26 protein-coding genes and 1 other RNA gene are annotated in these 25987 nt (G+C 74.0%); 12 read left to right on the top strand and 15 right to left on the bottom strand.

The features are described 5' to 3' along the window. Nucleotides 1-471 precede the first annotated feature (471 nt). Nucleotides 472-1491 carry a small ribosomal subunit Rsm22 family protein gene (locus ACFYZL_RS38535; RefSeq protein WP_388685634.1) on the top strand — a complete coding sequence of 340 codons (1020 nt, stop codon included), beginning with the start codon at nucleotides 472-474 and terminating at the stop codon, nucleotides 1489-1491. Here ACFYZL_RS38535 and ddaH read toward each other — a convergent pair. After that, nucleotides 1488-2369, bottom strand: a complete 882-nt coding sequence (ddaH, locus tag ACFYZL_RS38530) for a dimethylargininase (protein ID WP_384748076.1) — start codon at nucleotides 2367-2369, stop codon at nucleotides 1488-1490. The genes ACFYZL_RS38535 and ddaH overlap by 4 nt on opposite strands. 72 nt (nucleotides 2370-2441) lie before the next feature. On the opposite strand from ddaH, the gene ACFYZL_RS38525 reads away from it, so the two are divergent. Both ACFYZL_RS38525 and ACFYZL_RS38520 read left to right on the top strand, forming a co-directional pair. Continuing rightward, nucleotides 2442-3053: a TetR/AcrR family transcriptional regulator gene (locus ACFYZL_RS38525; protein WP_384748074.1), complete on the top strand. Its 612-nt coding sequence runs from the start codon at nucleotides 2442-2444 to the stop codon at nucleotides 3051-3053. A gap of 169 nt (nucleotides 3054-3222) precedes the next feature. Continuing rightward, entirely contained in the window at nucleotides 3223-3972 is a 750-nt protein-coding gene (locus tag ACFYZL_RS38520; protein WP_384592960.1) for a bifunctional DNA primase/polymerase, read from the top strand. A 153-nt stretch (nucleotides 3973-4125) separates the two neighbouring features. Here ACFYZL_RS38520 and yaaA read toward each other — a convergent pair whose 3' ends face one another. Further along, entirely contained in the window at nucleotides 4126-4929 is an 804-nt protein-coding gene (yaaA, locus tag ACFYZL_RS38515) for a peroxide stress protein YaaA (RefSeq protein ID WP_388685630.1), read from the bottom strand. Nucleotides 4930-5053: 124 nt separating this feature from the next. Here yaaA and ACFYZL_RS38510 point away from each other — a divergent pair, with 124 nt between their 5' ends. Next, nucleotides 5054-6496 carry an RNB domain-containing ribonuclease gene (locus ACFYZL_RS38510; protein WP_384748068.1) on the top strand — a complete coding sequence of 481 codons (1443 nt, stop codon included), beginning with the start codon at nucleotides 5054-5056 and terminating at the stop codon, nucleotides 6494-6496. On the opposite strand, the gene ACFYZL_RS38505 is transcribed toward ACFYZL_RS38510, so the two are convergent. Then, the gene (locus ACFYZL_RS38505; protein ID WP_388685627.1) at nucleotides 6486-7331 is read right to left on the bottom strand and encodes a hypothetical protein; all 846 of its coding nucleotides are present in this window, start codon (nucleotides 7329-7331) and stop codon (nucleotides 6486-6488) included. The genes ACFYZL_RS38510 and ACFYZL_RS38505 overlap by 11 nt on opposite strands. Then, the gene (locus tag ACFYZL_RS38500; protein WP_388685624.1) at nucleotides 7328-8062 is read right to left on the bottom strand and encodes a MerR family transcriptional regulator; all 735 of its coding nucleotides are present in this window, start codon (nucleotides 8060-8062) and stop codon (nucleotides 7328-7330) included. The genes ACFYZL_RS38505 and ACFYZL_RS38500 overlap by 4 nt, the downstream gene beginning before the upstream one ends. Nucleotides 8063-8139: 77 nt before the next feature. On the opposite strand from ACFYZL_RS38500, the gene rnpB reads away from it, so the two are divergent. Both rnpB and ACFYZL_RS38490 read left to right on the top strand, forming a co-directional pair. Next, an RNA gene (gene rnpB, locus ACFYZL_RS38495) (RNase P RNA component class A) lies at nucleotides 8140-8541 on the top strand. 123 nt (nucleotides 8542-8664) lie between these two features. Then, entirely contained in the window at nucleotides 8665-9006 is a 342-nt protein-coding gene (locus ACFYZL_RS38490) for a hypothetical protein (protein ID WP_384748060.1), read from the top strand. A 39-nt stretch (nucleotides 9007-9045) separates the two neighbouring features. On the opposite strand, the gene ACFYZL_RS38485 is transcribed toward ACFYZL_RS38490, so the two are convergent. From ACFYZL_RS38485 to ACFYZL_RS38475, 3 genes are read right to left on the bottom strand one after another with little or no spacing between them, the layout of a single operon-like run. After that, nucleotides 9046-10620, bottom strand: a complete 1575-nt coding sequence (locus ACFYZL_RS38485; RefSeq protein WP_388685621.1) for a bifunctional RNase H/acid phosphatase — start codon at nucleotides 10618-10620, stop codon at nucleotides 9046-9048. After that, entirely contained in the window at nucleotides 10620-11363 is a 744-nt protein-coding gene (locus ACFYZL_RS38480; protein WP_384748084.1) for a zinc ribbon domain-containing protein, read from the bottom strand. The genes ACFYZL_RS38485 and ACFYZL_RS38480 overlap by 1 nt, the downstream gene beginning before the upstream one ends. Next, on the bottom strand, nucleotides 11360-12217 hold the full coding sequence (locus tag ACFYZL_RS38475; protein ID WP_384592939.1) for a Nif3-like dinuclear metal center hexameric protein: 858 nt from the start codon (nucleotides 12215-12217) through the stop codon (nucleotides 11360-11362). Before ACFYZL_RS38475 ends, ACFYZL_RS38480 begins: the two co-directional genes overlap by 4 nt. A gap of 220 nt (nucleotides 12218-12437) precedes the next feature. On the opposite strand from ACFYZL_RS38475, the gene ACFYZL_RS38470 reads away from it, so the two are divergent. Further along, entirely contained in the window at nucleotides 12438-13508 is a 1071-nt protein-coding gene (locus tag ACFYZL_RS38470; protein ID WP_384748054.1) for a hypothetical protein, read from the top strand. A 68-nt stretch (nucleotides 13509-13576) separates the two neighbouring features. On the opposite strand, the gene ACFYZL_RS38465 is transcribed toward ACFYZL_RS38470, so the two are convergent. Genes ACFYZL_RS38465 through ACFYZL_RS38455 form a run of 3 tightly spaced genes read right to left on the bottom strand, consistent with a single transcriptional unit; the run spans nucleotide 13577 to nucleotide 16536 of the window. Further along, a complete protein-coding gene (locus tag ACFYZL_RS38465) occupies nucleotides 13577-14518 on the bottom strand; it encodes a 3-oxoacyl-ACP reductase (protein ID WP_388685617.1) in 942 nt (313 codons plus the stop codon). 33 nt (nucleotides 14519-14551) lie between these two features. After that, nucleotides 14552-15628, bottom strand: coding sequence for a Zn-dependent alcohol dehydrogenase (locus ACFYZL_RS38460; protein WP_384748048.1), 1077 nt, complete (start codon nucleotides 15626-15628; stop codon nucleotides 14552-14554). A gap of 35 nt (nucleotides 15629-15663) precedes the next feature. Then, entirely contained in the window at nucleotides 15664-16536 is an 873-nt protein-coding gene (locus ACFYZL_RS38455; RefSeq protein WP_388685614.1) for a MaoC/PaaZ C-terminal domain-containing protein, read from the bottom strand. Nucleotides 16537-16743: 207 nt separating this feature from the next. Between ACFYZL_RS38455 and ACFYZL_RS38450 the strand changes: the two genes are divergently transcribed. From ACFYZL_RS38450 to ACFYZL_RS38430, 5 genes are all read left to right on the top strand, one after another. Beyond that, a complete protein-coding gene (locus ACFYZL_RS38450; RefSeq protein WP_384748082.1) occupies nucleotides 16744-17097 on the top strand; it encodes a DNA-binding response regulator in 354 nt (117 codons plus the stop codon). A 28-nt stretch (nucleotides 17098-17125) separates the two neighbouring features. Beyond that, a complete protein-coding gene (locus ACFYZL_RS38445; protein ID WP_384748042.1) occupies nucleotides 17126-17269 on the top strand; it encodes a hypothetical protein in 144 nt (47 codons plus the stop codon). Then, the gene (locus tag ACFYZL_RS38440) at nucleotides 17262-17825 is read left to right on the top strand and encodes an RNA polymerase sigma factor (protein ID WP_388685611.1); all 564 of its coding nucleotides are present in this window, start codon (nucleotides 17262-17264) and stop codon (nucleotides 17823-17825) included. The genes ACFYZL_RS38445 and ACFYZL_RS38440 overlap by 8 nt, the downstream gene beginning before the upstream one ends. Next, the gene (locus ACFYZL_RS38435; protein WP_384748036.1) at nucleotides 17806-18081 is read left to right on the top strand and encodes a hypothetical protein; all 276 of its coding nucleotides are present in this window, start codon (nucleotides 17806-17808) and stop codon (nucleotides 18079-18081) included. Before ACFYZL_RS38440 ends, ACFYZL_RS38435 begins: the two co-directional genes overlap by 20 nt. 170 nt (nucleotides 18082-18251) lie before the next feature. Further along, nucleotides 18252-18680, top strand: a complete 429-nt coding sequence (locus tag ACFYZL_RS38430; protein ID WP_384748033.1) for a hypothetical protein — start codon at nucleotides 18252-18254, stop codon at nucleotides 18678-18680. Between the two features lie 24 nt (nucleotides 18681-18704). Here the strand turns inward: ACFYZL_RS38430 and ACFYZL_RS38425 are convergent, their stop codons facing one another. From ACFYZL_RS38425 to ACFYZL_RS38405, 5 genes are all read right to left on the bottom strand, one after another. Then, nucleotides 18705-19220: a YcxB family protein gene (locus ACFYZL_RS38425; protein WP_384748031.1), complete on the bottom strand. Its 516-nt coding sequence runs from the start codon at nucleotides 19218-19220 to the stop codon at nucleotides 18705-18707. 47 nt (nucleotides 19221-19267) lie between these two features. Beyond that, nucleotides 19268-20458 carry a lipid-transfer protein gene (locus ACFYZL_RS38420; protein ID WP_384748028.1) on the bottom strand — a complete coding sequence of 397 codons (1191 nt, stop codon included), beginning with the start codon at nucleotides 20456-20458 and terminating at the stop codon, nucleotides 19268-19270. A 14-nt stretch (nucleotides 20459-20472) separates the two neighbouring features. Continuing rightward, nucleotides 20473-22605: an acyl-CoA dehydrogenase gene (locus tag ACFYZL_RS38415; RefSeq protein WP_388685608.1), complete on the bottom strand. Its 2133-nt coding sequence runs from the start codon at nucleotides 22603-22605 to the stop codon at nucleotides 20473-20475. Between the two features lie 76 nt (nucleotides 22606-22681). Further along, nucleotides 22682-24361, bottom strand: a complete 1680-nt coding sequence (locus ACFYZL_RS38410; protein WP_388685606.1) for a serine/threonine-protein kinase — start codon at nucleotides 24359-24361, stop codon at nucleotides 22682-22684. Beyond that, nucleotides 24358-25932: a serine/threonine-protein kinase gene (locus ACFYZL_RS38405; RefSeq protein WP_388685604.1), complete on the bottom strand. Its 1575-nt coding sequence runs from the start codon at nucleotides 25930-25932 to the stop codon at nucleotides 24358-24360. Before ACFYZL_RS38405 ends, ACFYZL_RS38410 begins: the two co-directional genes overlap by 4 nt. Nucleotides 25933-25987: the final 55 nt, after the last annotated feature.

Here is a 25987-nt window from a genome sequence, read left to right as displayed (position 1 = left end):
GCGGGCGGGGGCGGGGTGCCGCTGCGCGGGGCTGGTCCCCTACCCGCCCTTCCACCGTTCCCCGGGGCTCCGCCCCGGACCCGTCCTGGGGCTCCGCCCCAGACCCCGCGCCTCAAACGCCGGCGAGGCTGGAAAGGTCCCCCCGCGCCTCGAACGCCGGCGAGGCCGGATGGTGCCCCGCGCCTCGAACGCCGGCGAGGCTGGATGGTGCCGGCGGAGCTGGACGTGCCCTGTTGGTTTGGCCCTGCGGGTCAGACCAGGCGCGCCGGGCAGGCGGCAGCAGCCACATCCAGCCTCGCCGGCGTTTGAGGCGCCGCCGGAGGCGGACACGACCCGCCCCGGGCTTCCGGCCTCGACGGCCCCGCCGGCGTTCGAGGCGTGGGGGTTCGGGGGCGGGGGGCGGAGCCACCGCGGCGGCGCCGCACTTGGCCGACGGCCGGGCCGGGAGGCCGCTCGGCGTAGGATTCGGAGGTGAATCCAGCCCCCGCCCCCACCACCGCCGAGACCCTCCGCACCGCACTCGGCGGTCTCCTCGACGGCCTCCCGCCCAAGCAGGCCTCCGCCGCGGTCGAGCGGCTCATCGCCAGCTACCGGGGGCAGACCCCGACCGACGCGCCCGTGCTGCGCGACCGTTCGGACGTCGCGGCGTACGCGGCGTACCGGATGCCGGCCACCTTCGAGGCCGTCCGCTCCGCACTCGACGCGCTCGCGGAGGCCGCCCCGGACTGGGCCCCGGCCTCGCACGTGGACGTCGGCGGCGGCACGGGTTCGGCGACCTGGGCGGTGGACGCCACCTGGGACGGTCCCCGCGACACCACCGTCCTGGACTGGGCGGAGCCCGCCCTCAAGCTCGGCAGGGAACTCGCGCAGGCGGCCCCCTCCCCCGAGCTCCGCGCAGCGGACTGGCGGCGGGCCGTCATCGGCGCCGGGATGGCCATCCCCGATGCCGAGCTCGTCACGGTCTCGTACGTACTGGGCGAGCTCACCCCGCAGGCCCGCACCGCGGTCGTCGCCGAGGCGGCCCGCGCCGGCCAGGCCGTGGTCCTGATCGAGCCGGGCACCCCGGAGGGCTACCTCCGCATCCGCGAGGCCCGCGACCAGCTGATCGCGGCCGGATTCCACGTCGCCGCCCCCTGCCCGCACGACGGCACCTGCCCGATCGAGGTCGGCCGGGACTGGTGCCACTTCTCGGCACGGGTCAGCCGGTCCTCCCTGCACCGCCAGGTCAAGGGCGGCTCGCTCCCGTACGAGGACGAGAAGTTCAGCTACGTCGCAGCGACCCGCTTCCCCACCCGGCCGGCCACCTCCCGGATCACGCGGAAGCCGCAGATCCGGAAGGGGCTCGTCCTGCTGGAGCTGTGCGGTCGGGAGGACGAGGGCCTGACCAAGGTCAACGTGACCAAGCGCCACGGCGACCTCTACAAGGCCGCTCGCGACATCGAGTGGGGCCACGCCTGGCCCCCGCCCTCCCACGACACCGAGAGCGACTAGGGCCGCAGCTCCTGCGTGCAGCACTTCACGCTGCCGCCACCCTTGAGCAGCTCCCCCAGATCCATCGGGATCGGTTCGAAGCCCCGGTCCCTCAGCGGTGCCAGGAGCCCCGTCGCCTCCTGGGGGAGCAGCACGTGCCGACCGTCCGAGACGGCGTTCAGGCCGAGTGCCGCGGCGTCCGCCGTGTCGGCGATCAGCGCGTCCGGGAAGAGCCGGCGCAGTACGCCCTGGCTGCCCGGCGAGAAGGCCGCCGGGTAGTACATGATCTCGTCGCCGTCGAGGACGCAGAGCGCCGTGTCCAGGTGGTAGAAGCGCGGGTCCACCAGGTCGAGGCCGATGACCGGGCGCCCGAAGAACTCCTGCGCCTCGTCGTGGGAGAGCGGGCTGGAGCGGAAGCCCCGGCCGGCCAGGATGTAGGTGGCGGTGACGGCGAAGTCGCCCTCGCCCTCGTTGACGTGGGACGGCTCGTGGACGTCCCGGTAGCCGTGGTCGCGGAACCACGCGAGGTGGATCTCGGCCTCGGCGGCCCGTTCCGGGTAGGCGAACCGGGCGCCGAGCACCCGGCCGTCGACGACGAGGGCGCCGTTGGCCGCGAAGACCATGTCCGGCAGCCCGGGATCCGGGACGAGGGTCTCGACGGTGTGCCCGAGGGCGCGGTAGCGGTCCCTCAGGTCCTCCCACTGGGCCAGGGCGAGCGGCAGGTCCACCGGTTTCGTGGGATCCATCCACGGGTTGATGGAGTAGGTGACCTTGAAGTGTGCCGGTGGGCACATCAGGTAGCGCCGGGGTGTGGCGTCTCTGCGCAAAGAAGGCTCCTCACGACTTACGACGTCGGCATGCGACGAGTGTGGAGAGAATCGTCTCTCCTCAAGCCGCACACCGCAGTGAACTGATTGGGTGGTTTACCGGGCAAGGAGGAGACGAGACGTCTCGGTTGGTAGTTTCGAGCCATGCCCAAGACACCTGACGCCTCCCGTCGCAGCGACCGCTCCCGGCGCGCGATCCTCGACGCCTCGCTCGCCCTCGTCGGGGAGGTCGGCTACAACAAGCTGACCATCGAGGCCATCGCCGCCCGCGCGGGAGTCGGCAAGCAGACCATCTACCGCTGGTGGCCGTCGAAGGCGGCGGTCCTCCTCGACGCCTCGCTGGCGCCGGCCGGGGAGGCGGAGGGCGAGGCCGGGTGGACCGGCTTCCCCGACACCGGGGACCTCGCCGCCGACCTGAAGTCCGTCCTGCGGGCGACGGTCGACGAGTTCAACGACGAGAAGTACGCGGCCCCCGCGCGCGCCCTCACGGCTGCCGGGGCCACCGATCCGGAGCTCGGGGCACAGTTCACCGAGCGGCTGCTGGAGCCGCAGCTCGCCCTCTACGAGGCCCGGTTGCGCACGGCCCGCGAGGCCGGACAGCTCGCCCCCGACACGGATCTGCGGCTGACGGTGGAGATGCTGGTGGGCCCGCTCACCTACCGCTGGCTGATGCGGACGGGGCCGCTGACGCATGCCTTCACGGACGCCCTGGTGGACCGGGTGCTGGGCGGGGTGGCCAACGTCACCGCCGGTTGAATCGCGAACATCGGGCGGCGATATGCGCCATTCGCCCGTCTATGCATAGATTTTCGGCCACCTCATACCGGCCCCCCGCTCGTCAAGACCGGTCACTCGGGGCTCAGGATGGTGGGACGATGTGAGGGTCTGCCAGGGTCTGCAGCGGCAAGGTTTGGTGAGGGGATAGATGGGGTCTGAGTCCGGCCGCGTCACGCGCGGCGCGCAGAGCAGGATTTCCCAGTGGCTGCTGCGGCGCCGGAAACCCGCGGCCGAGGACCCCGGGCGCGAGCGCGAGGCGCTGCTCCTGTCGGTCGCCGCCGCCGGTCTGCCGCTCGCCCCCGCCGCCCACCCGGCCGGCTACCGATGTTCGTGCGACCGCATCGGCTGTCCCACGCCGGCCCGGCACCCGCTCTCCTTCGCGTGGCAGACCCAGTCGACCACCGACCGCGCCCAGGTCGAACGCTGGGCCCGCAACCAGCCCCAGGCCAACTTCGTCACCGCGACCGGCATGGTCCATGACGTGCTCGACGTCCCGCTGGAGGCCGGCGCCGACGCCCTCGCCCGCCTGCTGGAGGCCGGTATCGAGGTCGGCCCCGTGGCCGAGTCGGGCGGCACCGGCGACCAGGCCCGCATGCTCTTCTTCACCGCCACCCGCGGCACCCCCGAGGACGAGGACGAGTGGTGGCCCTGCGAACTGGACTGCCACCCCGAGACGATGGACGAGCACCCGGGCCTGCGCTGGCACTGCCGCGGCAGCTACGTCCTGGTCCCCCCGGCGGCCCTGCCCGGTGACCACGCGGTGACCTGGATCCGCGGCATGGAACACCCCCTCCCGGACCCGCTCACCCTGCTGGAAACCCTGACCGACGCGTGCGCCCTGTACGCGGGCACCGCACCCCAGACCCCGTCGGCCGTCGCCTGGCCGTTGGGCCGCTAGCCTCCCGGCGGGGCCGACCTGTCGGCGCGGCGCCGCTGCCGGGGCTCCGCCCCGGACCCCGCGCCTCAAACGCCGGCGGGGCTGGGTGGTGCCCCGGGCGGAGCTGGTCCGGGAGCCCCCAACGGACCCGCGTCACCCCCCCCCACCGGGAGGTCAGTGGTGGATCTGGGTGACCACCACGTCGAGGGACCACGCCTTGCCCGCCTTCGCGGGGGCTTCCGCCTCGACCACGTAGCCCAGGTCCCGCAGGGCCTCGACCAGCTCGGCCGGGCCCGCCGGCACGGCTCCGGCGAGCAGCAGGTCACGGACCAGCCTGCCCTTCGTGGCCTTGTTGAAGTGGCTCACCACCGACCGCTTCTCCACGCCGTCCACCATCTGCGAGTGCAGCACCCGCACGGTCGCCGTCCGCCCCGCCGGCTCGCCCTTCGGCTTCCACGCCGTCGCGTACGCCGCCGACCGCAGGTCCAGTACCAGCCCGTCCCCGGCCGCCTCCGGCATGACCTCCGCCATCGGCCCCCGCCAGTACGCGCCCAGCGCCCCCAGCCCGGGCAGCTTCACGCCCATCGAGCAGCGGTACGACGGGATCCGGTCGGTGACCCGGACCGCGCCCCACAGGCCCGAGAAGACCAGCAGCGAGTCCTCGGCGAGCTTCCGCGCCGACTCCGGGAGGTCGGCCAGGCCCAGCGCGTCGTACAGCACGCCCGTGTAGATCTCCCCCGCCGGGCGGGCGGCCGCGGTCCGCAGTTCAAGGTTCTTCGCCACCTCGCCCCGCAGACCCTCGCTCAGGCCGAGCACCTCGCGCGCCTTCGACTCGTCGGCCCCGCACAGCCCGACCAGCTCCTCCAGCACCTCCGCACGGGCCGCGGCCAGTCCGGGCAGCGACAGCTCTTGCGGCTTCAGGGGTGCGCCGGAGCCGCCGGCGGCCTTTCCTTCGGACGGCGGCAGCAGCACGAGCACGGTGGTTCTCCTTCGGTACGACGCTGAGCAGGGGATGCGGCCCCCGAGCCAGGGTAGACGGCCCCGCACCCGCCGCCCCACCGCTCGCCGTGCCGGACGGGCGGCCCGCCCCTAGGCTCGACCCATGCCACGCCGTCAGATGCACATGACCGGCGCAGACGGGGCTGCCCTGCGGGCCGCGCTGCGTGAACTGCGGACGAAGCTGGAGGTGCCCGGACAGTTCCCGGCACCGGTCCTCGCCGAGGCGGAGCGGGCGGCCGCGCACCCCCGCCTCCCCGAGCAGGACAGCACCGACATCCCGTTCTTCACCATCGACCCCCCGGACTCGGTCGACCTCGACCAGGCCATGCACCTGGCCAAACGGTCCTCCGGCGGCTACCGCGTGCACTACGCCATCGCCGACGTCGCCGCGTTCGTCACCCCGGGCGGCGCCCTCGACGCCGAGGCGCACCGCCGGGTCACCACGCTCTACTTCCCCGACGGGAAGGTCCCCCTGCACCCGGCCGTCCTCTCGGAGGACGCGGCCAGCCTGCTGCCGGACCGGACCCGCCCGGCGCTGCTGTGGCGCCTCGACCTCGACGCCGACGGCCGGGTCGAGACCACCGACGTGCGCCGCGCCCTGGTCCGCAGCCGGGCCAAGCTCGACTACGACGGCGTCCAGAAGGCCATCGACTCCGGCACCGCAGAGGAACCCCTCGCCCTCCTCAAGGACGTCGGCCGGCTCCGCGAGGCCCTGGAGCGGGAGCGCGGCGGCATCTCCCTGAACGTGCCCGAGCAGGAGGTCGTCGCCCGGGACGGCTCGTACGCCCTCGCCTACCGCGCCCCGCTGCCCGCGGACGGCTGGAACGCCCAGATCTCCCTCATGACCGGCATGGCCGCCGCCGACCTGATGCTGGCCTCCGGCACCGGAATCCTGCGGACCCTGCCGAACGCGCCCGACGGCGCCGTCGGCAGGCTGCGGCGGGCGGCGAAGGCCCTGCGGATCGACTGGCCGCACCACGTCCCGTACGCGGAGCTCGTCCGATCCCTCGACCCGCACCGCCCCGCCCACGCGGCGTTCCTCCAGGAGTGCACCGCCCTGCTGCGCGGCGCGGGCTACACGGTCTTCAGCGGCGGCGAGACCCCCGACCCGGCGATCCACTCCGCGGTGGCGGCCCCGTACGCGCACTGCACCGCGCCGCTGCGCAGGCTCGCCGACCGGTACGCCGGCGAGCTGTGCGTCGCGGCGGTGGCCGGGGTCGAGCCCCCGCGGTGGGCGGTGGACGGCCTCGCCGGCCTCCCCGAGCGGATGGCCGAGGGGTCCCGGCTGGCGAACACCGTCGAGCGGGAGTCCGTGGACCTCGTCGAGGCCGCCGTGCTGAAGGACCGCGTCGGAGAGACCTTCGACGCCACGGTGATCGACGTCAAGGAGCGGGAGCCGCTGGTGGGAACGGTCCACCTGGAGGAGCCCGCGGTGGTCGGCCGGGTCGAGTCCCCGCGGGAGGCGCTGCCGCTGGGCGAGCGCGTCCGGGTCCGCCTGACGCAGGCGGACCCGGGGACGGCGAAGATCCTCTTCGCTACGGTGTGACGGCCCGCCCGCTCCCCTCCCCGAGGGCCGCGACCAGTGCCCGCGGCTCGTCGGCGTGGAAGCGGACGACGCGCGCCTCTCCCCGTGCCCCGAGCGGGCGGGTGAAGGGGAGGGGGCGGGTCAGCTCCAGGGTCACCGTGGTCTGGCTGCCCACGATCAGGTCGAGCACCCCGTCCTCGGAGACCGTCACGAGCCGGCCCTCGGGGTAGCGGCGGTCCACCCGTACGGAGCCCACCGCGTCCGGCGGCACGACGAGGTCGAACAGCGCCCCGTAGCGGATCCGCAGGGACCCGTCGGCGCGGACCACGTGCGGCCGGGTGACACAGGCGGCGTGCAGGGCCAGCACGAGCAGGACCCCGTAGACGTCGAGGACGAGCACCACCCGGTGCACGGCCGGCCAGGGGATGAGGAAGGACAGCGCGACGGTCTCCACGACCGCCACGAAGACCATCCCGTACATCATGGCGGTCTGCGGCCCCGTGTACGCGGCGGCGAGGTCCCCCTCCCGCACCCCGTGCCGGCGGCGCAGCACCCACCACCCGAGCGAGGCCGCGGCCCGCAGCTCGTGCCGCACCAGCCGCCGCACCCGCACGGGCACCACGGCCCGCACGGCCGCCCTCCAGGCCTCCCCGCGCTCCGCGCCCCGGCGCCGCTCGGCCGCGTACAGTCCGCGCAGCACCCGGACTTCCAGCAGCAGCACCCCGAGCGCCGGCACCTCGGCCGCGGCCAAGGCCCACCCGGGGAACCGGACGCCGGCGGCCAGGCACACCATCAGCCCCAGCTCCGCGGGCACGACGCAGGCGACGGCGATCCGCCCCGCGCGTATCGCGCTCATCCCCTCCCCCTCTCCATGAAGGCCTCCATGACCCGGCGTACGACCTCCGCCTGCGCGGGGGCGTACTCGGCGAGCAAGGCGTCCCGGAAGCCGGCCACGACCACCCCGTCCGAGGGGACGGCCGCGAACACCTCCTCGGGCACGGCCGCCACGAACTCCGCGGCCAGCCCCGGGATCCGCGGATCGTCGGCCGGAGCCTCGGCGAGGGCGTCGAGCCGCTCGTACAGCGCGAGTACGGCGGGATCGGCGGCCAGCGGCCCGAGCACCGCGTACAGCTGCTCGCCGCCCGCGCCCGAGGCGTCGAGGAGCTCCAGGTGCTCGCGGTCCATCGCCGCCGAGCGCGAAGCCGTCCGCGGCGCCTTCGCCAACAGCGCGGCGAGCGCGGGCGACAGCGGCTCGGCCTCCCCGGGCCCGGCGGCGAGCAGCACGGCGAGCCGGCGCCGGCGCTCGGCGATCTCGGCCTGCTGGCGGGCCAGATCGGCGTCCAGTTCCTCCAGTACGTCGGCCAGTTCGCGGCCGGCGTCGTCGGCGAGGACGTCCCGCACCTCGTCGAGGCTCAGCCCGAGCTCGGTGAGCCGGCGCACACGGGCCAGCAGGACGGCGTCGCGGACCCCGTAGGCCCGGTAGCCGTTGAGCCTCCGCTCCGGCTCCGGGAGCAGCCCGACATGGTGGTAGTGCCGGATCGCCCGGGTGGTGACCCCGACGAGCGCGGCGATCTCTCCGATCCGCATGGGCCCAGTAGAAACCCTGCCGCTGCGTCAAGGTCAAGCGCGACGTCCGCCCCGGGTAACATGGCTCGCACGGCAGACGAGTCGGCCGGGCGGCCGCGTCGGGATCCCCGGATCCCGCCGAGGAACGTCCGGGCTCCACAGAGCAGGGTGGTGGGTAACGCCCACCCGGGGTGACCCGCGGGACAGTGCCACAGAAAACAGACCGCCGGGGGCTTCGGCCCTCGGTAAGGGTGAAACGGTGGTGTAAGAGACCACCAGCGCCTGAGGTGACTCAGGCGGCTAGGTAAACCCCACCCGGAGCAAGGTCAAGAGGATCCGTCCCCGGACGGGTCTGCGCGGACGATCGAGGGCTGCTCGCCCGAGTTCGCGGGTAGACCGCACGAGGCCGGTGGCAACACCGGTCCTAGATGGATGGCCGTCTCCCCGGCGACCGCGAGGTCACCGGGTGACAGAACCCGGCGTACAGGCCGGCTCGTCTGCCGTTCCCACTCCGTTCGGGGCTGAAGGGGCACTGCCCCCGGCCCGCCGGGCCGCCTTGTCCTCGACGAGCGACGGGTGCGGGCGTCTATCGGCGGGGTGCGCCGTGGGGCACCCTCGGATCCATGACCGATCACCGTGCCGCCGCGGCCGACGCCGCCGCGCTCATACGCGACCTCGCCGCAGCGACCGGCGATCCCCTCAAGGCCTACGCGACTCCTGCCGACATCATCGCCGTGACCGAGAGCCTGGGCGAACTCGCCCGCCGGCTGAAGACCGCGCTGGACCAACTGGCCCAGCACATCGAACGCCGTGACGACTGGGCCGACGCGGACCCGACGCAGCGCCGGCGGCACGCGCAGAAGGCGGGCGGGAAGGTCCGGTTCGCCGGTGCCCAGGCGCGGAACGCGGCCGAGGCCCTGGACCTGGCGGTCGAGGCCCTCGGCCGGCTCAGGCCCGCGCCCTGAAGCGGGGCGGGGCCCTGAGCGGGGCTGCGCCCTGAGCGGCTACCGCAGGTGCGCGGTGTCGTTCAGGAGGCGGACCGAGGCGTTGCCGTCGGCGTAGTAGGCCACCGCCGAGAGGGAGGCCGCGGAGAGCTCCATGCGGAACAGGGCCTCCGGCGGGGCGCCCAGGGCGAGCCGGACCAGGATCTTGACCGGGGTCACGTGCGTGACCAGCAGCACCGTGCGGCCGGCGTGGGCGGCGAGCAGGCGGTCGCGGGTGGCGGAGATCCGCCGGGTGGCCGCCATGAAGCTTTCGCCGCCGCCCGTGGGGGCCGCCTTCGGGGAGTCCAGCCAGGCCTGGAGGTCGTCCGGGAAGCGCTCCTGGACCTCGGCGAAGGTCAGGCCCTCCCAGGCGCCGAAGTCCACCTCGCGCAGGCCGTCTTCGACGGTCACGGTGAGGCCGAGGCGGGTCGCGACCGCCTGCGCGGTCTCGCGGCAGCGGCGCAGCGGGGAGCTGATGACCGTCTGGATCGTGCCGCGGGCGGCGAGTGCCTCGGCCACCGCGGCGGCCTGCCGGCGTCCGGCCTCGGACAGTTCGGGGTCGCTGCCCCCGCTCCCCGAGAACCGCTTCTGCGGGGTGAGCGCGGTCTCGCCGTGGCGGAGCAGTACGAAGGTCGCGGGCGCACCCATGTCCGGACCCCAGCCGGGAGTCGCCGGGGCCGCGGCCGCGGCCGTGGTCTCGGAGGCCTCCGAGTCGAGGCAGGGCTCCAGCATGGCCTGGGCCTCGGGAAGGGCCCCGCCGTCCGTGAACAGCACGTCGGCCGCTTCCTGGACCCGGTCGGCCGAGGTGCGTGCGGCGCCGCGGGCCGACGGGGAAGCGGAAGCGCCGCTTGCGCGGGCGGCGCCCGCGGTGGACGAGGCCAAGGCCGCCGCGCCGACCGAGGCTCCGTGTCCGGACGCCGTCGCGTGGCTACGCCCGCCGCCGCCGGAGGCGACCGGCGTGGCCGCCGCCCCGGCCGCGATCCCGCGTGCGGCTTCCGCTTCCGGCCCGCTGGTCCGCGTACCGGCGCCGGAGGCGGCCTCGGCCTCCGGGCCGGTGGTCCTCGTACGGCCCGAGGCGAGGGCCGCGCGGGCCGCCGCCGCGCCCGCGGCCGCGTCTCCCGGGGGCCCCGACGGAGTCGAGAAGACGGCGGTGGAGGCCGACGGCTCCCACTGGCGGCCGCGCTTGCCCGCGTCCATCGCCTCGTTGGCGAGCCGGTCCGCGTGCTTGTTCCGCTCGCGCGGGATCCACTCGTACGACACCTGGGAGGCGGGCAGGATCTTCGCCGCCTCCGCCGCCAGCGGCCGCATGTCCGGGTGCTTGATCTTCCAGCGGCCCGACATCTGCTCGACGACGAGCTTGGAGTCCATCCGGACCTGCACCTGCGCGTCCGGGGACAGCTCACGCGCGGCCTTGAGCCCGGCGATCAGGCCCTTGTACTCCGCCACGTTGTTCGTCGCGACGCCGATGAACTCGGCGCGCTCGGCCAGCGTCTCCCCCGTCACCGGGTCGAGGACGACCGCGCCGTAGCCGGCGGGTCCCGGGTTGCCCCGGGAGCCGCCGTCCGCCTCCACGACGAACCGGACCGGCCGCTGCATCAGATGCCCGAGTCCGCCGTACGGACCAGGATGCGGCCGCAGTTCTCGTGACGCACGACCTGCTCGCGGGTGGCCGCCTTGATCTCGTTGATCTCGGCCATGTCGAGCTCCAGCCGGCAGCCCTCGCAGCGCCGCTGGTACAGGCGCGCGGCGCCGACCCCGCCCTGCTTGACGCGGATCTTCTCGTACAGGGCCATCAGGTCGGTCGGCATCGAGCCGACGATGACCTCGCGGTCCTTGGTGACCTTGGCGGCCTCGGCGTCGAGTTCGCCGGTCGCGGCGTCACGGCGGGCGGTGGCGTCGGCCAGCTTGGCCTCCAGCGCGGAGACCCGCTCCGTCAGCTCGGTGACCCGCTCCTGCGCGCCCTCCAGGCGCTCCATGACCTCCAGGACCACGTCCTCCAGGTCGGCCTGGCGCTTGGCGAGGGAGACGACCTCGCTCTGCAGGTTGGCCAGGTCACGGGCCGAGACGCCGACGCCGGAGTCCAGTCGCGCCTGGTCGCGGGCGGCGCGCTGGCGCACCTGGTCCACGTCCTGCTCCGCCTTGGTCTGCTCGCGGGCCGCGTCGCTCGCCTGCGTCTGCGCGGCGACGAGCAGGTCGCGCTGCTGGGTGAGGTCCTTGGTCAGCGAGTCGACCTCGGTGTGCTCCGGCAGCGACTTGCGCTTGTGGGCGAGCTGAGACAGCCGGACGTCCAGGGCCTGGACGTCGAGAAGTCGGATCTGGTCGGCGGGCTCGGCGTTCAGTTGGGGGCTCCAGAGGTAGAAGGGGAGGTGACGGACGGCGCGTGCGCCGTCCAGGGGTCGGTGACCGTGCGCGAGACGTGGGTCCGCAGGCCCCAGCCGTTGCGCTCGGAGATCGCGTCGAGTTGTGCGGCGGCCTGCTCGCACCAGGGCCACTCGGTGGCCCAGTGGGCGGCGTCGATCAGGGCGAGGGGGCTCTGCTCACGGGCCTCGGACACCGGGTGGTGGCGCAGGTCGGCGGTGAGGTACGCGTCCACGCCCGCGGCGCGGACCTGTGCGAAGAGGCTGTCGCCGGAACCGCCGCTGACGGCGACCGTACGGATGATCGCGTCGGGGTCGCCCGCGACGCGGATGCCCTGCGCGGTGTGCGGCAGCCAGGCGGCGGCGCGGGCGGCGAACTCGCGCAGGGTCTCGGGGTGGTCCAGTTCGCAGAGCCGGCCCAGGCCCCGGCGGCCGTTGGGGTCGGTCGGGTCGGGCACGAGCGGGCCGGTGATCCGCAGGTCCAGGGCGCCGGCGAGGGCGTCGGAGACTCCGGGGTCGGCGGTGTCGGCGTTGGTGTGGGCGACGTGCAGCGCGATGTCGTTCTTGATCAGCGTGTGCACGACGCGGCCCTTGAAGGTGCCGGCTTCGACGGTGGTGGTGCCGCGCAGGTAGAGGGGGTGGTGGGTGACGACCAGGTCGGCACCGAGCTTCACCGCCTCGTCGACGATCTCCTGTACGGGGTCCACGGCGAACAGCACCCGGGAGACCTCGGCATCGGGGTCGCCGCAGACGGTGCCGACGGCATCCCACTGCTCGGCCCGCGAGGGGGGCCAGAGAGCGTCCAGCGCGGCGATGACTTCAGAGAGACGGGGCACGGGCCAAGGCTACCGTCCGGGGCGACCGTCCCCGTCAGGAGAACCACCTGCCCGGCCCGGCCGCCCCGTCCGCACCGCCGTCGACACGTCGCACAGCACAACCATCACCTCCGCCACAGGCGAATCGGCGACCGGACACCCGTATGTGTGAAGCGGAGTTGGCGGTGCCGTCCGGCGGGAGGTGCGAAAACTAGCTTCCTCGTCGGAGGTGAGGGCCCAGATGACCGTCTGCGCCATCGATGTGACGACCACGGCTCCGTTCAGGATCACCGTGGACGGTTCGTACGCCGCCCGGCTCGCCGGAGAGGGCGAGGCGTACTACGCCGAGCGCTGGACCCTGTCCGGGTCCGAGGCGTATGCGGTGCCGCTGCCGCTCGCGCAGCCCGAGGAGGCCGACAGCGAGGTGCTCGCGCTGACGGACGGGCGGGTGCTGATCCACCGCCGGGTCGCGGAGCGGCACGCCTTCGCGCTGCTGTACCCGACGGGGGCCGAGGCCGGGCCCCGGACCGGGGAGCTCCGGCTCGGAACGGTGGAGGCGGAGGAAGGGCTGCGGGTGCGGCTGCTCGCGCCGTGCCCGGACGGGCTCGCCGCCTTCGCCCTGGCCGTGACGGACACCGAGACGACGGTGTGGCAGGTGGCGGGCGGCCCCTTCGCCCCGGTGGCGAGCGTTCCCGGCCGGTGCTCCGGCGGGGTCTGGCTGGACCGGGCGGGCCGGATGCTGGCCCTGGACCGGGAGCTGGAGGGCACCGTCAAGGCCGTCGCGGTGGACCTGGGGCGGGGCGGCGAGGTCTCGCCGCTGCTCCAGATCACCGAGGACAGCGAGGACCGGCTGCTGCTGGCCGACTCGGACAGCGGGCTGCTGCTGATCCGCTCCGACGCTCCGGGCGAACCGCGCCTGGGGTGGGGGGTGCTGGGCAGCACCCGTCCGGTGCGCTTCCCGGAGTGCCTGCGGCTGGACGAGGAGACGACCCCGTTCGCGGTGCAGCCGGGCCAGGCGCTGATGCCGGAGAGCTGCGGGGTCGCGCTGCGGGTGGGCGAGGCCGGGATCGCCCTGTGGCGTCCCGCCGACCGGCACGTCTTCCGGCTCGGCGGCCCGGCCGGCTGGCTCGGCGGGACGGGCCTGTGGACGCCGGAGGGCCGCCTGCACCTCCCGTACGCGACGCCGCAGGCGCCCTGCGGGATCCTCGGGATGGCCCTGCCGCCGCCCCCTCCCCCACGGATCCACCTGGACCCGCCGCCCCCCACGCCCGCGGCACCCCGCCCGGTACCACTGCAGCAGGCCCCGCTGTAGCCCCGGGGACACCGGGAGCCACGGCGGGGCCGCGGGGCAGTGGACCGGCGGACGGCCGGACCGACCGCCTAGCCGTGCTTGAGGCCGAGGACCTCGGCCGCCGCGAAGGTCTCGTTCGCGGGGCGGGAGTCGTAGTGCGGGGTGAGCAGCTCGTCCAGCTCCTCGAAGGAGAAGGCCTCCTTCGACGTGTCGAACTTGGCAGCCACCTTGGGGCGTTCCATCACGACCACGATCCCGCCGTGCACGACGAACAGCTGGCCATTGGCCTTCGCCGAGGCCGGTGAGGCCAGGTAGCCGACGAGCGGGGAGACGTGCTCGGGGGCGAGGGCGTCGAGCTTGCCCTCCTCCGGGACCTGGAAGCCGGCGAAGACGTCCTCCGTCATCCGGGTCCGGGCGCGCGGGCAGATGGCGTTGGCCGTCACCCCGTACTTCGCGAGGGCCAGGGCGGTGGAGGTGGTCAGGCCCACGATGCCGCCCTTGGCCGCCGCGTAGTTCGGCTGGCCTGCCGAGCCGCCGAGGAAGGCCTCGGAGGAGGTGTTGACGATCCGGCCGTAGACCGGGCCGCCGGCCGCCTTCGACCGCTCGCGCCAGTGCACGGACGCGAAGTGGGTGGTGTTGAAGTGGCCCTTGAGGTGGACCCGGATCACCGAGTCCCACTCGTCCTCCGACATCGAGAAGACCATCCGGTCGCGCAGGATGCCCGCGTTGTTGACCAGGACGTCGAGCTTCCCGAAGGTGGCGACCGCCAGGTCGACCAGCTCGCGGGCCTGCTCGAAGTCGGCCACGTCGCCCAGGTGCGCCACCGCCCGGCCGCCCGCCGCACGGATCTCCTCGGCCACCTCCTCCGCCGGGGCGGCCGAGGCCTCCCCGGAGCCGTCACGGCCCGGCTGCCCGAAGTCGTTGACGACCACGCCCGCGCCGAGCCGCGCGAGCTCGATCGCCTCGGCCCGGCCGAGCCCGCGGCCCGCGCCCGTGACGATCGCGGAGAGTCCCTCAAGTGGCAGTGACATCCGTACGGTTCCCCTCGGAGTTGGCAGAACGGGTCAGATTTCGATGCAGGTGCGCAGGGCGACGCCGGTGCGCATCTGGTCCAGCGCGTCGTTGATCTCGGCGAGCTGCACCCGGTGCGTGATCAGGCTCTCCAGGTCCACCCGGCCGGCCCGCCACAGGGCGATCGTGCGGTCGTAGGAGCGGAGCACGTCCCCGCCGCCGTACATCGACGGGAGGATCTTCTTCTCGTCGAAGAAGAGCGAGAACATGTCGACCTGGTAGTTGTCGTCGAGCGCGCCCGCGCCGACGATGACGACGCTGCCGCCGCGCCGGGTCATCTTGTAGGCGGTCTGCGCGGTGGCGGACTTGCCGACGACCTCGAAGACGTAGTCGAAGCCCTCGCCGCCGGTGATGCGGTTCTTGGCGTCGTCGAAGGCGTCGGGCGCGACGGCCTCCGTGGCCCCGAACCTCAGGGCCGCCTCGCGCCGGGACTCCACCGGGTCGACGGCGATGATCTGCGCCGCGCCCTGGACCTTGGCGCCCTGGATGACGGAGATGCCGACGCCGCCGCAGCCGATGACGGCGACCGAGGCGCCGGCCTCGACCTTGGCGGTGTTGATGGCCGCGCCGAGACCGGTGGTGACCCCGCAGCCGATGAGGGCGGCGATGTCGAAGGGCACGTCGTCGGGGATCGGAATGGCGCACGCGGCCGGTACGACCATCTCCTCGGAGAAGGTGCCGGTGCCGGCGAAGCCGAAGATCTCGGTGGCCGCCCGCTTGAAGTTGGGGGTGGCCACGTTCCCGAAGGCCTCCAGGCACAGGTGCCCCTGGCTCCGCTTGCAGGCGGGACAGTGGCCGCACGGCGGCAGCCAGCAGACGAGGACGCGGTCGCCGATGGTGTGGCTCGTGACCCCGTCGCCGACGTCCACGATCACACCGGAGCCCTCGTGGCCGGGGATGAAGGGGGCGGGCTGGGGCAGTACGCCGCTCATCGCGGACAGGTCCGAGTGGCACAGACCGGTGGCCTTGATGCGGATCCTGACCTTGCCGGGGCCGAAGCCCACGGCCTCCATGTCGTCGACGACCTCGAGCTTGTCCTGGCCTATCTCGCTCTGGAGTGCTGCGCGCACGGTGCGGCTCCTTCTACAGGTCCTACGGGTCTGGATTACGCGTGTTCGACGACGGTGTCGGCGAGGACCGGCGCGTCGTCCCGTTCGACGGCGGTCACCGACACCAGGACCCGGCCGGGCTCCTGCCACATCCGCAGGCGCAGCGTCTCGCCCGGGAAGACGATCCCGGCGAAGCGCGTGCGGTAGGCGCGGACGCGGGAGACGTCCCCGCCGAGCGCCGTGTCGACGACGGCCTTGAGGGTCATCCCGTACGAGCACAGGCCGTGCAGGATGGGCTTGTCGAAGCCGCCGAGCTTGGCGAACTCGGGGTCGGCGTGGAGCGGGTTCCAGTCGCCGGAGAGCCGGTAGAGCAGCGCCTGGTCGTCCCGGATGTGCCGCTCCTCCACGCGGTCGGGGGCGCGCTCGGGCAGTTCCTCCTTGGCGGAGGGCCCGCGCTCGCCGCCGAAGCCGCCCTCTCCCCGTACGAAGATCTGCGCGTCGCTCGTCCACAGCGGTCCGTCGGCGTCCTCGACCTCGGAGCGCAGCACGATGACGGCGGCCTTGCCCTTGTCGTAGACGGCGGCGACCTTGGAGGTCGAGGTGGCCTGCCCCTTGACGGGGATGGGCCGGTGCAGCCGGATGGAGTGGCCGCCGTGCAGGACCATGGCGAGGTTGACGTCGATGCCGGGGGCGGACAGGCCGCCCAGCATGGCCATTCCGGCGCCGGCGACGGTCGCGAAGCTGGGCAGCACGTGCAGCTTGGATTCGAGGGTGTAGCGCAGCTCGTCGGGGTCGGTCGCCAGGCTCTGCCCGCCGCGCGCGGCGCCCGCGCCGAGGCCGAGGTGGTAGAGCTGGATGTCCTTGTGGTCCCAGCCGATGTCCCCCGTGCGGGGGTCGGCGGCGAGGGCCCTGGCGGCATCGATCGGCATGAGGATGCTGCTCCCTGTTCTTGGTTCTTCATGGAAGACCTCGGTGCGGCCGTCCGCACCGTCGGCCGCACCGAGGTCGCATGCGGACCGGTTTTAGAACGCGTTCTAGGACCGGTGAGGGAATGTATAACGCACGCCCCAGCAGTTGGGAAGAGCGCTGACCCCATGTGCTGACTCCACGTCAGTTACTCTTCCGGCGTGAGCGAAATGCCCGTGAACCACCGCCCCGTCCGGTCCCTGCGGGTCCTGCTGGATCCCCCCGATCCGGCCCTGGCGCTGCGGCTCGGCCTCCAGCCGGACATCGAGGTCGTACGGGACCTGACGGCGCGTCCGGCGGTGGCGCTGGTGGAGGAGGTCGCCACCGTCTCGGCGATCCTCGCGGACGACCCGGAGTGCCGGGTCCTGGTCATGACGGGCTCGGCCCATCCGGGCCTGGCCGAAGCGGTGCTCGCCGCCGGCGCGGCGGGGCTGGTGCTGCGGGACGGGCCGCTGGAGGAACTGGCCGATTCCATCCGGCGGGCCTCGATGGGCGAAACGGTGATCGACCCGGTCCTGGGGTGAATCCTTTTCCGGCCCTCCCGCCTCTTGTGTGTGTGCCGACGACAAGGCCGGCACGCACCCGCACGACCTGGAGGTCGCAGTGATCTACGTCATCGCCGGAGCCGTCGCACTCGTACTGCTCTGCACCTGCACGGCCGTCGTCCTGCGCAAGCGGGGCCGGGCCCGTGGCTGACCCGTCCTGGCCGGGCGCGACGCTGGTCGCGGCCGCGCAGCGCGGAGACGTCGAGTCGATCACCGCGCTGGTGTCCGGCTCGCACCCGCACGTACGCCGTTTCGCCCACTCGCTGTGCGCCTCCCCCGAGGACGCCGAGGACGCGGCACAGGAAGCGCTGATCATCCTGTACCGCAAGATCGGGATGCTGAGGGCATCGGGCGCGCTGGCCTCGTGGATGTTCCGCATCGTCCGCAACGAGTGCCTGCGGCGGGCCCGCGCCGCGATCCCGCGAGGGCCCGGGGCGGTACCGGAGGAGCGGGTGATGTCCGCCGAGGACGAGGTGGTGCTGCGCCTGGAGGCGGCCCGGGTGGCGGCGGCGGTGGCCGCGCTGCCCGAGGACCAGCGCAGGGTGCTGATCATGCGGGACGTCCAGGGTCTGAGCGGCCGCGCGACCGCCGATGCGCTGGGGCTCGGCACCCCGGCGATGAAGTCCCGGCTGCACCGCGCCCGCGCGGCGGTGCAGCACGCCCTGCACACCGCTCCCGGAGGCAGCCATGACCACACGGATCACTGACGGCGACGACTACGCGAGCGCCACCCTGACACGGCACGTGGTGCGGGGCGCGATCGGCTTCGGCTCCCTGATCGGCGCTCTCGCCCTCCTCCCGCTCGTGGGCCCGGTGGCGCTGCTCCTGGCACCCGTGGGCCTGCTCGCCCTGCGCGGGTGTCCGATGTGCTGGGCGATCGGGCTGGCCCAGACCCTCTCGCAGGGGCGGCTGGAGCGCGCATGCGTGGACGGCCGCTGCCGGCTGAAGCCGGCAGCCCGCTGACCGCGGCCCGGCCGGGGGCGGGGCCGACGGCCGGGGACGGGTACGGAAGCTCCCGGGCCGGGGGCTCAACCACGCTTTCCCGGCCGGAAGTTGACGGATTCCACCGCAGCGCGCGTCCACATGGTGGACCAGGATGAGTCTCCCTCGACCTAGTCACTGGAGACGGAATCATGCGCGTATCCGCCCTGTCCGCCACCGCCGCGCTCGTGGCCGCGACCCTTGCCGCGGGCGCGGCCCCGGCCACCGCCGACACCCCGGCCGGCCCGGTCCTCTCGGTCCCCCTGGAGGCCGGCAAGGGGCACCACCACAACATCGGGGCGGTGACCTACGAGCGCGTCGACGGCGCGGTGAACTCGGTCAGGATCATCTCCGTGGACATCACCGGCGGCGAGCTCGACTGCGCCTGGGTGTCGTGGAACGACCCCGACAGCCCGAACGGATGGACCAACCTGAGCAGCGAGCCCTCCTGCAACGGCACCGAGCTGGTCGAGTACCCGGACCGGATCATCAAGGCACCGGCCGGGCACCCGCTCAAGGTGCGCCTGCTCGCCGACCACCCCGGCAACGACGTGGTGCACAAGGACATCGAAAAGCTCTGACCCGGGCAGGGACGGGCTGGGGCCCTACGAGCGGTCGCCGGCGCGCGCGTGCGCGAACGCGGCGAGGAGGTCGCTCTCGCCCGGAGCGGTGAACAGCCGCTTGGGCAGCGCCACGAGACACGTCCGGCGGCGCGAGCGGCCCACGAACACGTGCAGCCGGGGCGTCTCGTGGTACCAGCGCACCTCGTCCCACCCGATCCGCTGCGACTCCGCGCCGCGGAACACCTCGATGCCCGCGGCGTCCACCACGACCCGCTTCTCCTCGGAGCCCCGGCCGGTGCGGAAGCCCCGGGCCACCGCCCACCGCGGCAGGACCAGCAGCACGACGAGGCCGTACGCCACCGCGATCCCGAGGGAGACGGGGTCCACGGTGAGCCCGGTGGGGGTCGGCGTCACGCCCGCCGCGGCGAGGAAGACCGTACCGAGGGCGGCCACGGCGCGGCCCCGCCGGAACAGCCCCGCCGCCCTGGCGGCCTCGTCGTACTCGTCCCTGGTCAGACTGCCGGTGGCGGCAAAGGACACTGCGCTCGTCTCGCTCATGGGGGCGGAGCCTAACGCTCCGCCCCCATGTTCCCGAAAGCGCGTTCCTATCCCCGCCGCAGGAGGGTGACGACGGCCGCGCCGCCCAGCCCGATGTTGTGCGCCAGGCCCACCCTCGCCCCGGCCACCTGCCGGGCTCCGGCCTGCCCCCGCAGCTGCCACACGAGCTCCGCCGCCTGCGCCAGCCCCGTCGCGCCCAGCGGGTGGCCCTTGGAGATCAGGCCCCCGGAGGGGTTCACCACCCACCGCCCGCCGTACGTCGTCGCCCCGCTCTCCACCAGCTTCCCGGCGGCGCCCTCCTCGCACATGCCGAGCGCCTCGTACGTGAGCAGTTCGTTGATGGAGAAGCAGTCGTGCAGCTCGATCACGTCCACGTCCTCGATGCCGAGGCCCGACGCCTCGAAGACCTGCCGCCCCGCCGCCGCCGACATCGGCTTGCCGACGACGTCGATGCACGAGCCCGAGGAGAAGGACGCGTCCGTGTCCGTGGTCATCGACTGGGCGACGATCTCGACCGCCTTGTCGTGCAGCCCGTGCCGCACGACGAACCGCTCCGACACCACCAGCGCCGCCGCCGCGCCGTCCGAGGTCGGCGAGCACTGGAGCTTGGTCAGCGGGGAGTGGATCTCCTTCGCCGCCAGGATCTCCTCGACCGAGTACACGTCCTGGAACTGCGCGTTCGGGTTGTTCGCCGAGTGCCGGTGGTTCTTGGCGCCGACCGCCGCGAGCTGCGCGGCCGTGGTCCCGTACCGCTCCATGTGCTCGCGCGCCGCGTTGCCGAAGATCTGCGCGGTGGGCGGGGACATCTCGAAGCCGTGCCCGGCCGCCATGATCCCGTAGTGGCGGGCCACCGGCGAGGTCTTGAAGTCCCCGCCGTCCGCGCCGCCGCCCAGCGCGCCCTTCTTCATCTTCTCGAAGCCCAGGGCCAGCACGCAGTCGTTGATGCCGCCCTCGACGAACTGCCGCGCCATCATCAGCGCCGTCGAGCCGGTCGCGCAGTTGTTGTTCACGTTGTAGACCGGGACGCCGCTCAGCCCCAGTTCGTACGCCGCCCGCTGGCCGGCCGTGGAGGCCTGGAAGCAGTACCCGACCGGCACCTGCTCGACCAGGCCGTAGTCCACGCCCGCGTCCGCGAGCGCCGCGCTCCCGGCCTCCTTCGCCATGTCCCAGTACTGCCAGTCCCGCGACTCCGGCTTCTCGAACTTCGTCATGCCGACGCCCACGATGTACGACTTCATGTCTGTACTGCCCTTCAGTCCCTGGGAAGGCCGAGGATGCGCTCGGCGACGACGTTGAGCTGGACCTGCGTGGTGCCCCCGGCGATGGTCAGGCAGCGGGACATGAGCATCCCGTGCACCGCCCGCTCCCCCGCCCCCTCCCGTACGGCGCCCGCGGGGCCCAGCAGTTCGAGGGTGAGCTCGGCGGTCCGCTGCTGGTGCGGGGTCTGGACGAGCTTGCGCACGGACGCGCCCGCGCCCGGCTCCAGCCCGGACACCTGCTGGAGGGTGGTCCGCAGCCCGATGCAGGCCAGCGCGTGCGCCTCGGCGGCCAGCGCCCCGATCCGGGCGCGGTGGGCCCCGTCGAGGTCGGCGGAGCGGGCGATGAGCGCTTCGAGGCCGGTGTCGAAGCTCATCAGGCCGGCCATGTGGACGCGTTCGTTGCCGAGGGTGTTGCGGGCGACCTTCCAGCCGCCGTCGGCCGCGCCGACCAGTGCGTCGGCCGGGAGGACCGCGTCGTCGAACCAGACCTCGTTGAAGAGGGCCTCGCCGGTGATCTCCTTGAGCGGGCGGACGTCGATGCCGGGGGTGTTCTTCATGTCGACGACGAAGTAGCCGAGCCCCTTGTGTTTGGGGGCGTCGGGGTCGGTGCGGGCCAGCAGGATGCCGTAGTCGGCGGTGTGCGCGGAACTCGTCCACACCTTCTGCCCGTTGATCCTCCAGCCACCCTCCTCGGTGCGCTCGGCCTTCGTGCGCAGCGAGGCGAGGTCGGAGCCCGCCCCGGGCTCGGAGAAGAGCTGGCACCAGGTCAGCTCGCCGCGCAGGGTGGGCAGTGCGTACGTCTCGCGCTGCGCGTCGGTGCCGTAGGCGAGGAGCGAGGGCACGACCCAGGTGGCGATGCCGAGGTCGGCGACCCTGACCCCGGCGGCCCGCATCTCCTGCTGGACGACGAGCTGTTCGACGGGGCCGGCGCCGAGTCCGTAGGGCGGCGGGAGGTAGGGGGCGGCGTAGCCGGTCGGGGCCAGGATCCGTCTCGCGGCGGCCGGGTCGAGGCCGCGCGCGTCCTCGACGGCGGCGCGGGCCCGTGCCCGGTAATCCTCGGCCTCCGCGGGGAGTTCGAGGCGCAGTTCGCGCCGGGCCCCGCCCGCGGCGAGGCGTACGGCCCGGATGCGGTGGCCGTCGCCGGAGCCGAGCAGCTGGCGGGCGACGACCGCCCGCCGCAGGTAGAGGTGGGCGTCGTGTTCCCAGGTGAAGCCGATGCCGCCGAGGATCTGGATGCAGTCCTTGGCGCAGGAGTACGCGGCGTCCAGCGCGGTGCCCGCGGCGAGCGCGGCGACCAGGGAGCGCACGTCCGCGGGCTCGTCCATCGCGTTCGCGGCGTCCCAGGCCAGGGCGCGGGCCTGCTCCAGGCGGACGAGCATGTCGGCGCACAGGTGCTTGACGCCCTGGAACTGCCCGATGGGCCGGCCGAACTGCTCGCGGACCTTCGCGTACGAGGCGGCCGTGTGCAGGGCCCAGGCGGCGGTGCCGCAGGCGTCGGCGGCGAAGAGCGTGCAGGCCAGGTCCCGCACGAGGGCCGCGTCCAGCTCCAGCACCCGGTCGGCGCCGACGGTGACGCCGCGCGCGTGCACCTCGGCGGTGGGCCGGGTGGGGTCGGCGCTCTCGTGCGTACGGACGTCCAGCGCGGCGGCGTCCACGGCGAACCAGCGGGTGCCGTGCGCGGCCTCGGCGGCGAGCAGCACGAGGTCGGCCTCGCCGGCGCCGAGCACGGGCGGCGCGAGCCCGTCGAGCAGGTGGCCGCCGCCCTCGACGGCGACGGCCGTCAGGGTCCCGGGCCCGAGCGCGACCGCCCCGACCCGCCCGGCCAGCGGCTCGGCCCCGGCCCGGTCCAGCAGTACGGACGCCAGCGCGCTCGGCAGGTACGCCCCGGGCAGCGCGCTCCGGGCGGCCTCCTCGACGACGACGGCCAGGTCGAGCAGGGTGCCGCCCTCCAGGTGCGGCTCCAGCAGGCCCTGCGCGCCCATCGCGTCCCAGTAGGAGGGTCGCGTCCCGGTCTGCGGTGGGGTGTCGAGCAGTTTGCGCACCTCTTCGGGAGGCATGGCACGCGCCGCCCAGCCGCGTACGGCTTCGGCCAACTCCCGCTGTTCCGCTGTGATTCCGATGCCCATGCGCGGCAGAGTAGAACACGTTCCATTCTGACGGAAGGTCAGATCGGAACGTGTTCCACGACGGCCGGCCCCGGCGTCAGCCCGGCATGGCCGCCACCGCCGCGCGGGCGATCTCCTTGGCATCGGCCTGGCAGCGCGCCGGCGGGTGCTCGTCCCCGTAGAGGACCACCTGAACGACGAGGTTGCCGTCGCGGACGACGAGCGAGCAGTTCTCCCGGTACCAGTGCGCGCGCCAGAAGGCGGCGTCACCGACACCGACGCCGGTCTCGCGGGTCTCGCCCTTGTCGGTGCCGCTGAAGTCCTCGCGTTGGATCTTCGTGGCGTTGCCCTTGCTCTCGGTGCTGCGCTTCAGGTCCCACGCGACGAGCGCGTGCGGGTCCTGCGGCTCGTAGCTCTTGCCGTCCACCACGTACGGGGCGCCGCGCCACTCGCAGTCCGTCTTCGCCTCCTCAGGCCGCTCGTCGTGGACGTCCTTGTCCTTCCGGCGGTCGGCGGCGGGCAGCGGCAGTCGCGCGGCCACCTCCTCGCAGACCGGCGACTTCGTGTACTTGTCGGGCACGCCGGAGCCGCCCGCCGACGCGTCCCCGTTCGTCAGCCAGTACGCACCGCCCCCGACGACCGCGACCGCGAGCACCCCGGCGAGGGCGAGGACGGCGGGCCTGCGGGGGCGGCGGCCCGACTCCGTGGCCACGACCTGCGTGTACGGGGCGGTGGGCGGAGCGGTGGGCGGGACCGCGTCCGCCGCCGCCTGCTTCCGGAGCCAGACCGGCGGCTGCGGGCGCTGCGGATTCCGCGGGCTCTGCGGGCTCTGCGGGCTCTGCGGACTGTCCGTGCTCAGCGGGGCGGCCGTACGGTCCGGGCCGGCCAGCAGCCGGTCGATCTCCGCCCGCTGCGCCTCGATCATCCTCCGCACGGCGGGCAGCCGGCCGCCGGCCGCCCCGGCGACGACCGGCCCCAGGAGCCCGAGCAACCGCTCCGGGGTCGGGCGGGCCGCCGGGTCCTTGGCCAGGCACCACTCGACGGCCCGACGAAGCGCCCCCTGCGGTACGGCGCCCAGGTCCGGCTCGGCGTGCACCAGGTTGAACAGCGTCTGGAGGGTGGACGTCCCGGCGAAGGGGCTGCGGCCGGTGACGGCCAGGGCGAGCACCGAGCCGAGGGAGAACACGTCGGAGGCCGGCGTGAGTTCCCCGCCCTCGGCCTGCTCGGGCGACATGAACGCGGGCGAGCCGACCACCAGACCCGTCTGCGTCAGCTCGGTGGCGTCCCCGGCCTCGACCGCCCGCGCGATCCCGAAGTCGATGACCCGGACGCCGTCCTCGGCGAGCAGCACGTTGTCCGGCTTGAGGTCCCGGTGCACCAGGCCGACCCGATGGATCTCGATCAGGGCCGTGGCCAGCCCGGCCGCGAGGCACCGTACGGTCTCCTCGGGAAGCGGGCCGGAGGCCTCCACGGCCGCGCCCAGCGAGGGCCCGGACACGAACACCGAGGCCAGCCAGGGCGTGGCCGCGTCCGCGTCGGCGTCCATGACGGCCGCGGTGTAGGCGCCGGAGACCTTGCGGGAGGCGTCGACCTCACGGCGGAACCGGGCGCGGAACGCGTCGTCGGCGGCGAAGCGGGCGTGCACCTGCTTGACGGCGACCAACCGCCCGTCGGGGGCGGCGCCGAGCAGCACCCGGCCCATGCCGCCCCGGCCGAGCTCCGCGAGCAGCCGGTACGGTCCGGTGGCGGCCGGGTCGGAGTCCCTCAGCGGCCTCATCGTTTGGCCACCGGTGCCGGGGCGGACCGGGCCACTCCGCGCAGGGTGTCCTCACAGGCGGCACCCGGCGGGTGGTCGGGGCCCTGGAGCGAGAGGAAGAGCTCCAGGTTCACATCACGCGCGTACAGCACGCAGCCGTCCTCCTTCTTCGTCTTCTTCAGCCACATGCCCTCCTCGACGAACCCGAGGGCGGCGTCACGCCTCGTGCCACCGCGGATGTAGAAGCCCTCGTAGTGCTGCTTCGCCTGCTCGGCGCCGGTCCTGCCGCCGGAGCGGGTGGTGTAGAGGTCCCAGATGACGTAGATCTCGTCGCCGTAGCGGTCGTTCCAGACGCAGGTGAGCTGCGGATGCCGGGTCCCGTCCGCGCCCTGCGTGTCGAAGACCCCGCTGGTGCCGGGCGCGGCCTCGAAGCCTTCCGGGACCGCCACCTTGCCGCGGGTCTCGTCGCAGGTCTTGGGGAGCGGGCCCGCGTACGCGTCGGCGACCTGGGACAACGGGACCGCGCCCGGCGTCGGCACCTCCTCGGGCACGACCGTGCGGAAGACCTCGTCGACGACCGGACGCCCCAAGGTCAGCCCGGTCGCGACCAGGGCCGCCACCAGCCCCGCCGCGACCAGCAGCCCGGTCCGCCCGGGTCGGCGACGCCTCGACCCCACGGCCCGCCCGGTGGTGGTCCGCTCCGGCGCCGGTGCGTCGAGCAGCCCGGCGAGGCGGCCCCGCTGGGCGGCGATCAGCGCGTTCACCGGCTCCGGCCAGGGCCGCGCGGCGGGCGTCACCGCTCCGACCATCACCAGCAGCTCACGCGGGGTCGGCCGGGCGGCCGGGTCCTTCGCCAGGCAGGGCGCGATGATCCCGCGCAGGGAGGGCGGTACGGCGGACAGGTCGGGCTCGGCGTACACGACGTCGTGCAGCAGCCGGGGCACGGACGCCGCGGCGAAGGGCGCGCTCCCGGTGCAGGCCAGGACCAGGGTGGCGCCGAGCGAGAACACGTCGCCGGCCGGGGTGAGCTCCTGCCCCAGCACCTGCTCGGGCGCCATGAAGGCGGGCGAACCGATCAGCGCCCCGGTGTGCGTGATCTTCGTCTGGTCCCCGGCCGCGCGCACGATGCCGAAGTCGATCACGCGCGGACCGTCCTCCGCGAGCAGTACGTTGGACGGCTTGAGGTCCCGGTGGATCAACCCCGCGCCGTGCACGTCGGCCAGCGCGTGCGCCAGCCCGGCCGCCAGCCGGCGCACCGCGTCCTCGGGCAGCGGACCGGCGGCCACCGCTTCGGCCAGGGTGGGGCCGGGTACGAACTGCGAGGCCAGCCACGGTGTCGCCGCGTCCGGATCGGCGTCGACGACGGGCGCGGTGTAGGCGCCGGACACCTTCCGCGAGGCGTCCACCTCCCGCCGGAACCGCGCCCGGAACCCGTCGTCCTCGGCCAGCTCGGCGTGCACCTCCTTGACCGCGACGAGCCGCCCGTCGGGCGCCGCCCCGAGCAGCACCCGGCCCATCCCGCCCTGCCCGAGCACCCCCACCACCCGGAACGGCCCCACGCGGGCCGGCACGGACGACTCCTGGTTCTGCATGTCCCGCAACCTCTCCCCCGGTTCCGGCTGCGGATCATACAGACCGTCAACAACG

This window comes from Streptomyces sp. NPDC001717 (genome assembly GCF_042892775.1).
Taxonomy (GTDB): Bacteria; Actinomycetota; Actinomycetes; order Streptomycetales; family Streptomycetaceae; genus Streptomyces.
The sequence above is the reverse complement of the archived record's forward strand: the minus strand, read 5'-3'. Positions and strand labels throughout refer to the sequence as shown.

Bases quoted from the DNA above. Each gene is read 5' to 3' on its own strand.
- ACFYZL_RS38525 (WP_384748074.1), top strand. From the start codon at position 2,442: ATGCCCAAGACACCTGACGCCTCCCGTCGCAGCGACCGCTCCCGGCGC.
- ACFYZL_RS38520 (WP_384592960.1), top strand. From the start codon at position 3,223: ATGGGGTCTGAGTCCGGCCGCGTCACGCGCGGCGCGCAGAGCAGGATT.
- ACFYZL_RS38510 (WP_384748068.1), top strand. From the start codon at position 5,054: ATGCCACGCCGTCAGATGCACATGACCGGCGCAGACGGGGCTGCCCTG.
- ACFYZL_RS38505 (WP_388685627.1), bottom strand. From the start codon at position 7,331: ATGAGCGCGATACGCGCGGGGCGGATCGCCGTCGCCTGCGTCGTGCCC.
- ACFYZL_RS38500 (WP_388685624.1), bottom strand. From the start codon at position 8,062: ATGCGGATCGGAGAGATCGCCGCGCTCGTCGGGGTCACCACCCGGGCG.
- ACFYZL_RS38490 (WP_384748060.1), top strand. From the start codon at position 8,665: ATGACCGATCACCGTGCCGCCGCGGCCGACGCCGCCGCGCTCATACGC.
- ACFYZL_RS38485 (WP_388685621.1), bottom strand. From the start codon at position 10,620: ATGCAGCGGCCGGTCCGGTTCGTCGTGGAGGCGGACGGCGGCTCCCGG.
- ACFYZL_RS38470 (WP_384748054.1), top strand. From the start codon at position 12,438: ATGACCGTCTGCGCCATCGATGTGACGACCACGGCTCCGTTCAGGATC.
- ACFYZL_RS38465 (WP_388685617.1), bottom strand. From the start codon at position 14,518: ATGTCACTGCCACTTGAGGGACTCTCCGCGATCGTCACGGGCGCGGGC.
- ACFYZL_RS38455 (WP_388685614.1), bottom strand. From the start codon at position 16,536: ATGCCGATCGATGCCGCCAGGGCCCTCGCCGCCGACCCCCGCACGGGG.
- ACFYZL_RS38450 (WP_384748082.1), top strand. From the start codon at position 16,744: ATGCCCGTGAACCACCGCCCCGTCCGGTCCCTGCGGGTCCTGCTGGAT.
- ACFYZL_RS38435 (WP_384748036.1), top strand. From the start codon at position 17,806: ATGACCACACGGATCACTGACGGCGACGACTACGCGAGCGCCACCCTG.
- ACFYZL_RS38430 (WP_384748033.1), top strand. From the start codon at position 18,252: ATGCGCGTATCCGCCCTGTCCGCCACCGCCGCGCTCGTGGCCGCGACC.
- ACFYZL_RS38425 (WP_384748031.1), bottom strand. From the start codon at position 19,220: ATGAGCGAGACGAGCGCAGTGTCCTTTGCCGCCACCGGCAGTCTGACC.
- ACFYZL_RS38420 (WP_384748028.1), bottom strand. From the start codon at position 20,458: ATGAAGTCGTACATCGTGGGCGTCGGCATGACGAAGTTCGAGAAGCCG.
- ACFYZL_RS38415 (WP_388685608.1), bottom strand. From the start codon at position 22,605: ATGGGCATCGGAATCACAGCGGAACAGCGGGAGTTGGCCGAAGCCGTA.
- ACFYZL_RS38410 (WP_388685606.1), bottom strand. From the start codon at position 24,361: ATGAGGCCGCTGAGGGACTCCGACCCGGCCGCCACCGGACCGTACCGG.
- ACFYZL_RS38405 (WP_388685604.1), bottom strand. From the start codon at position 25,932: ATGCAGAACCAGGAGTCGTCCGTGCCGGCCCGCGTGGGGCCGTTCCGG.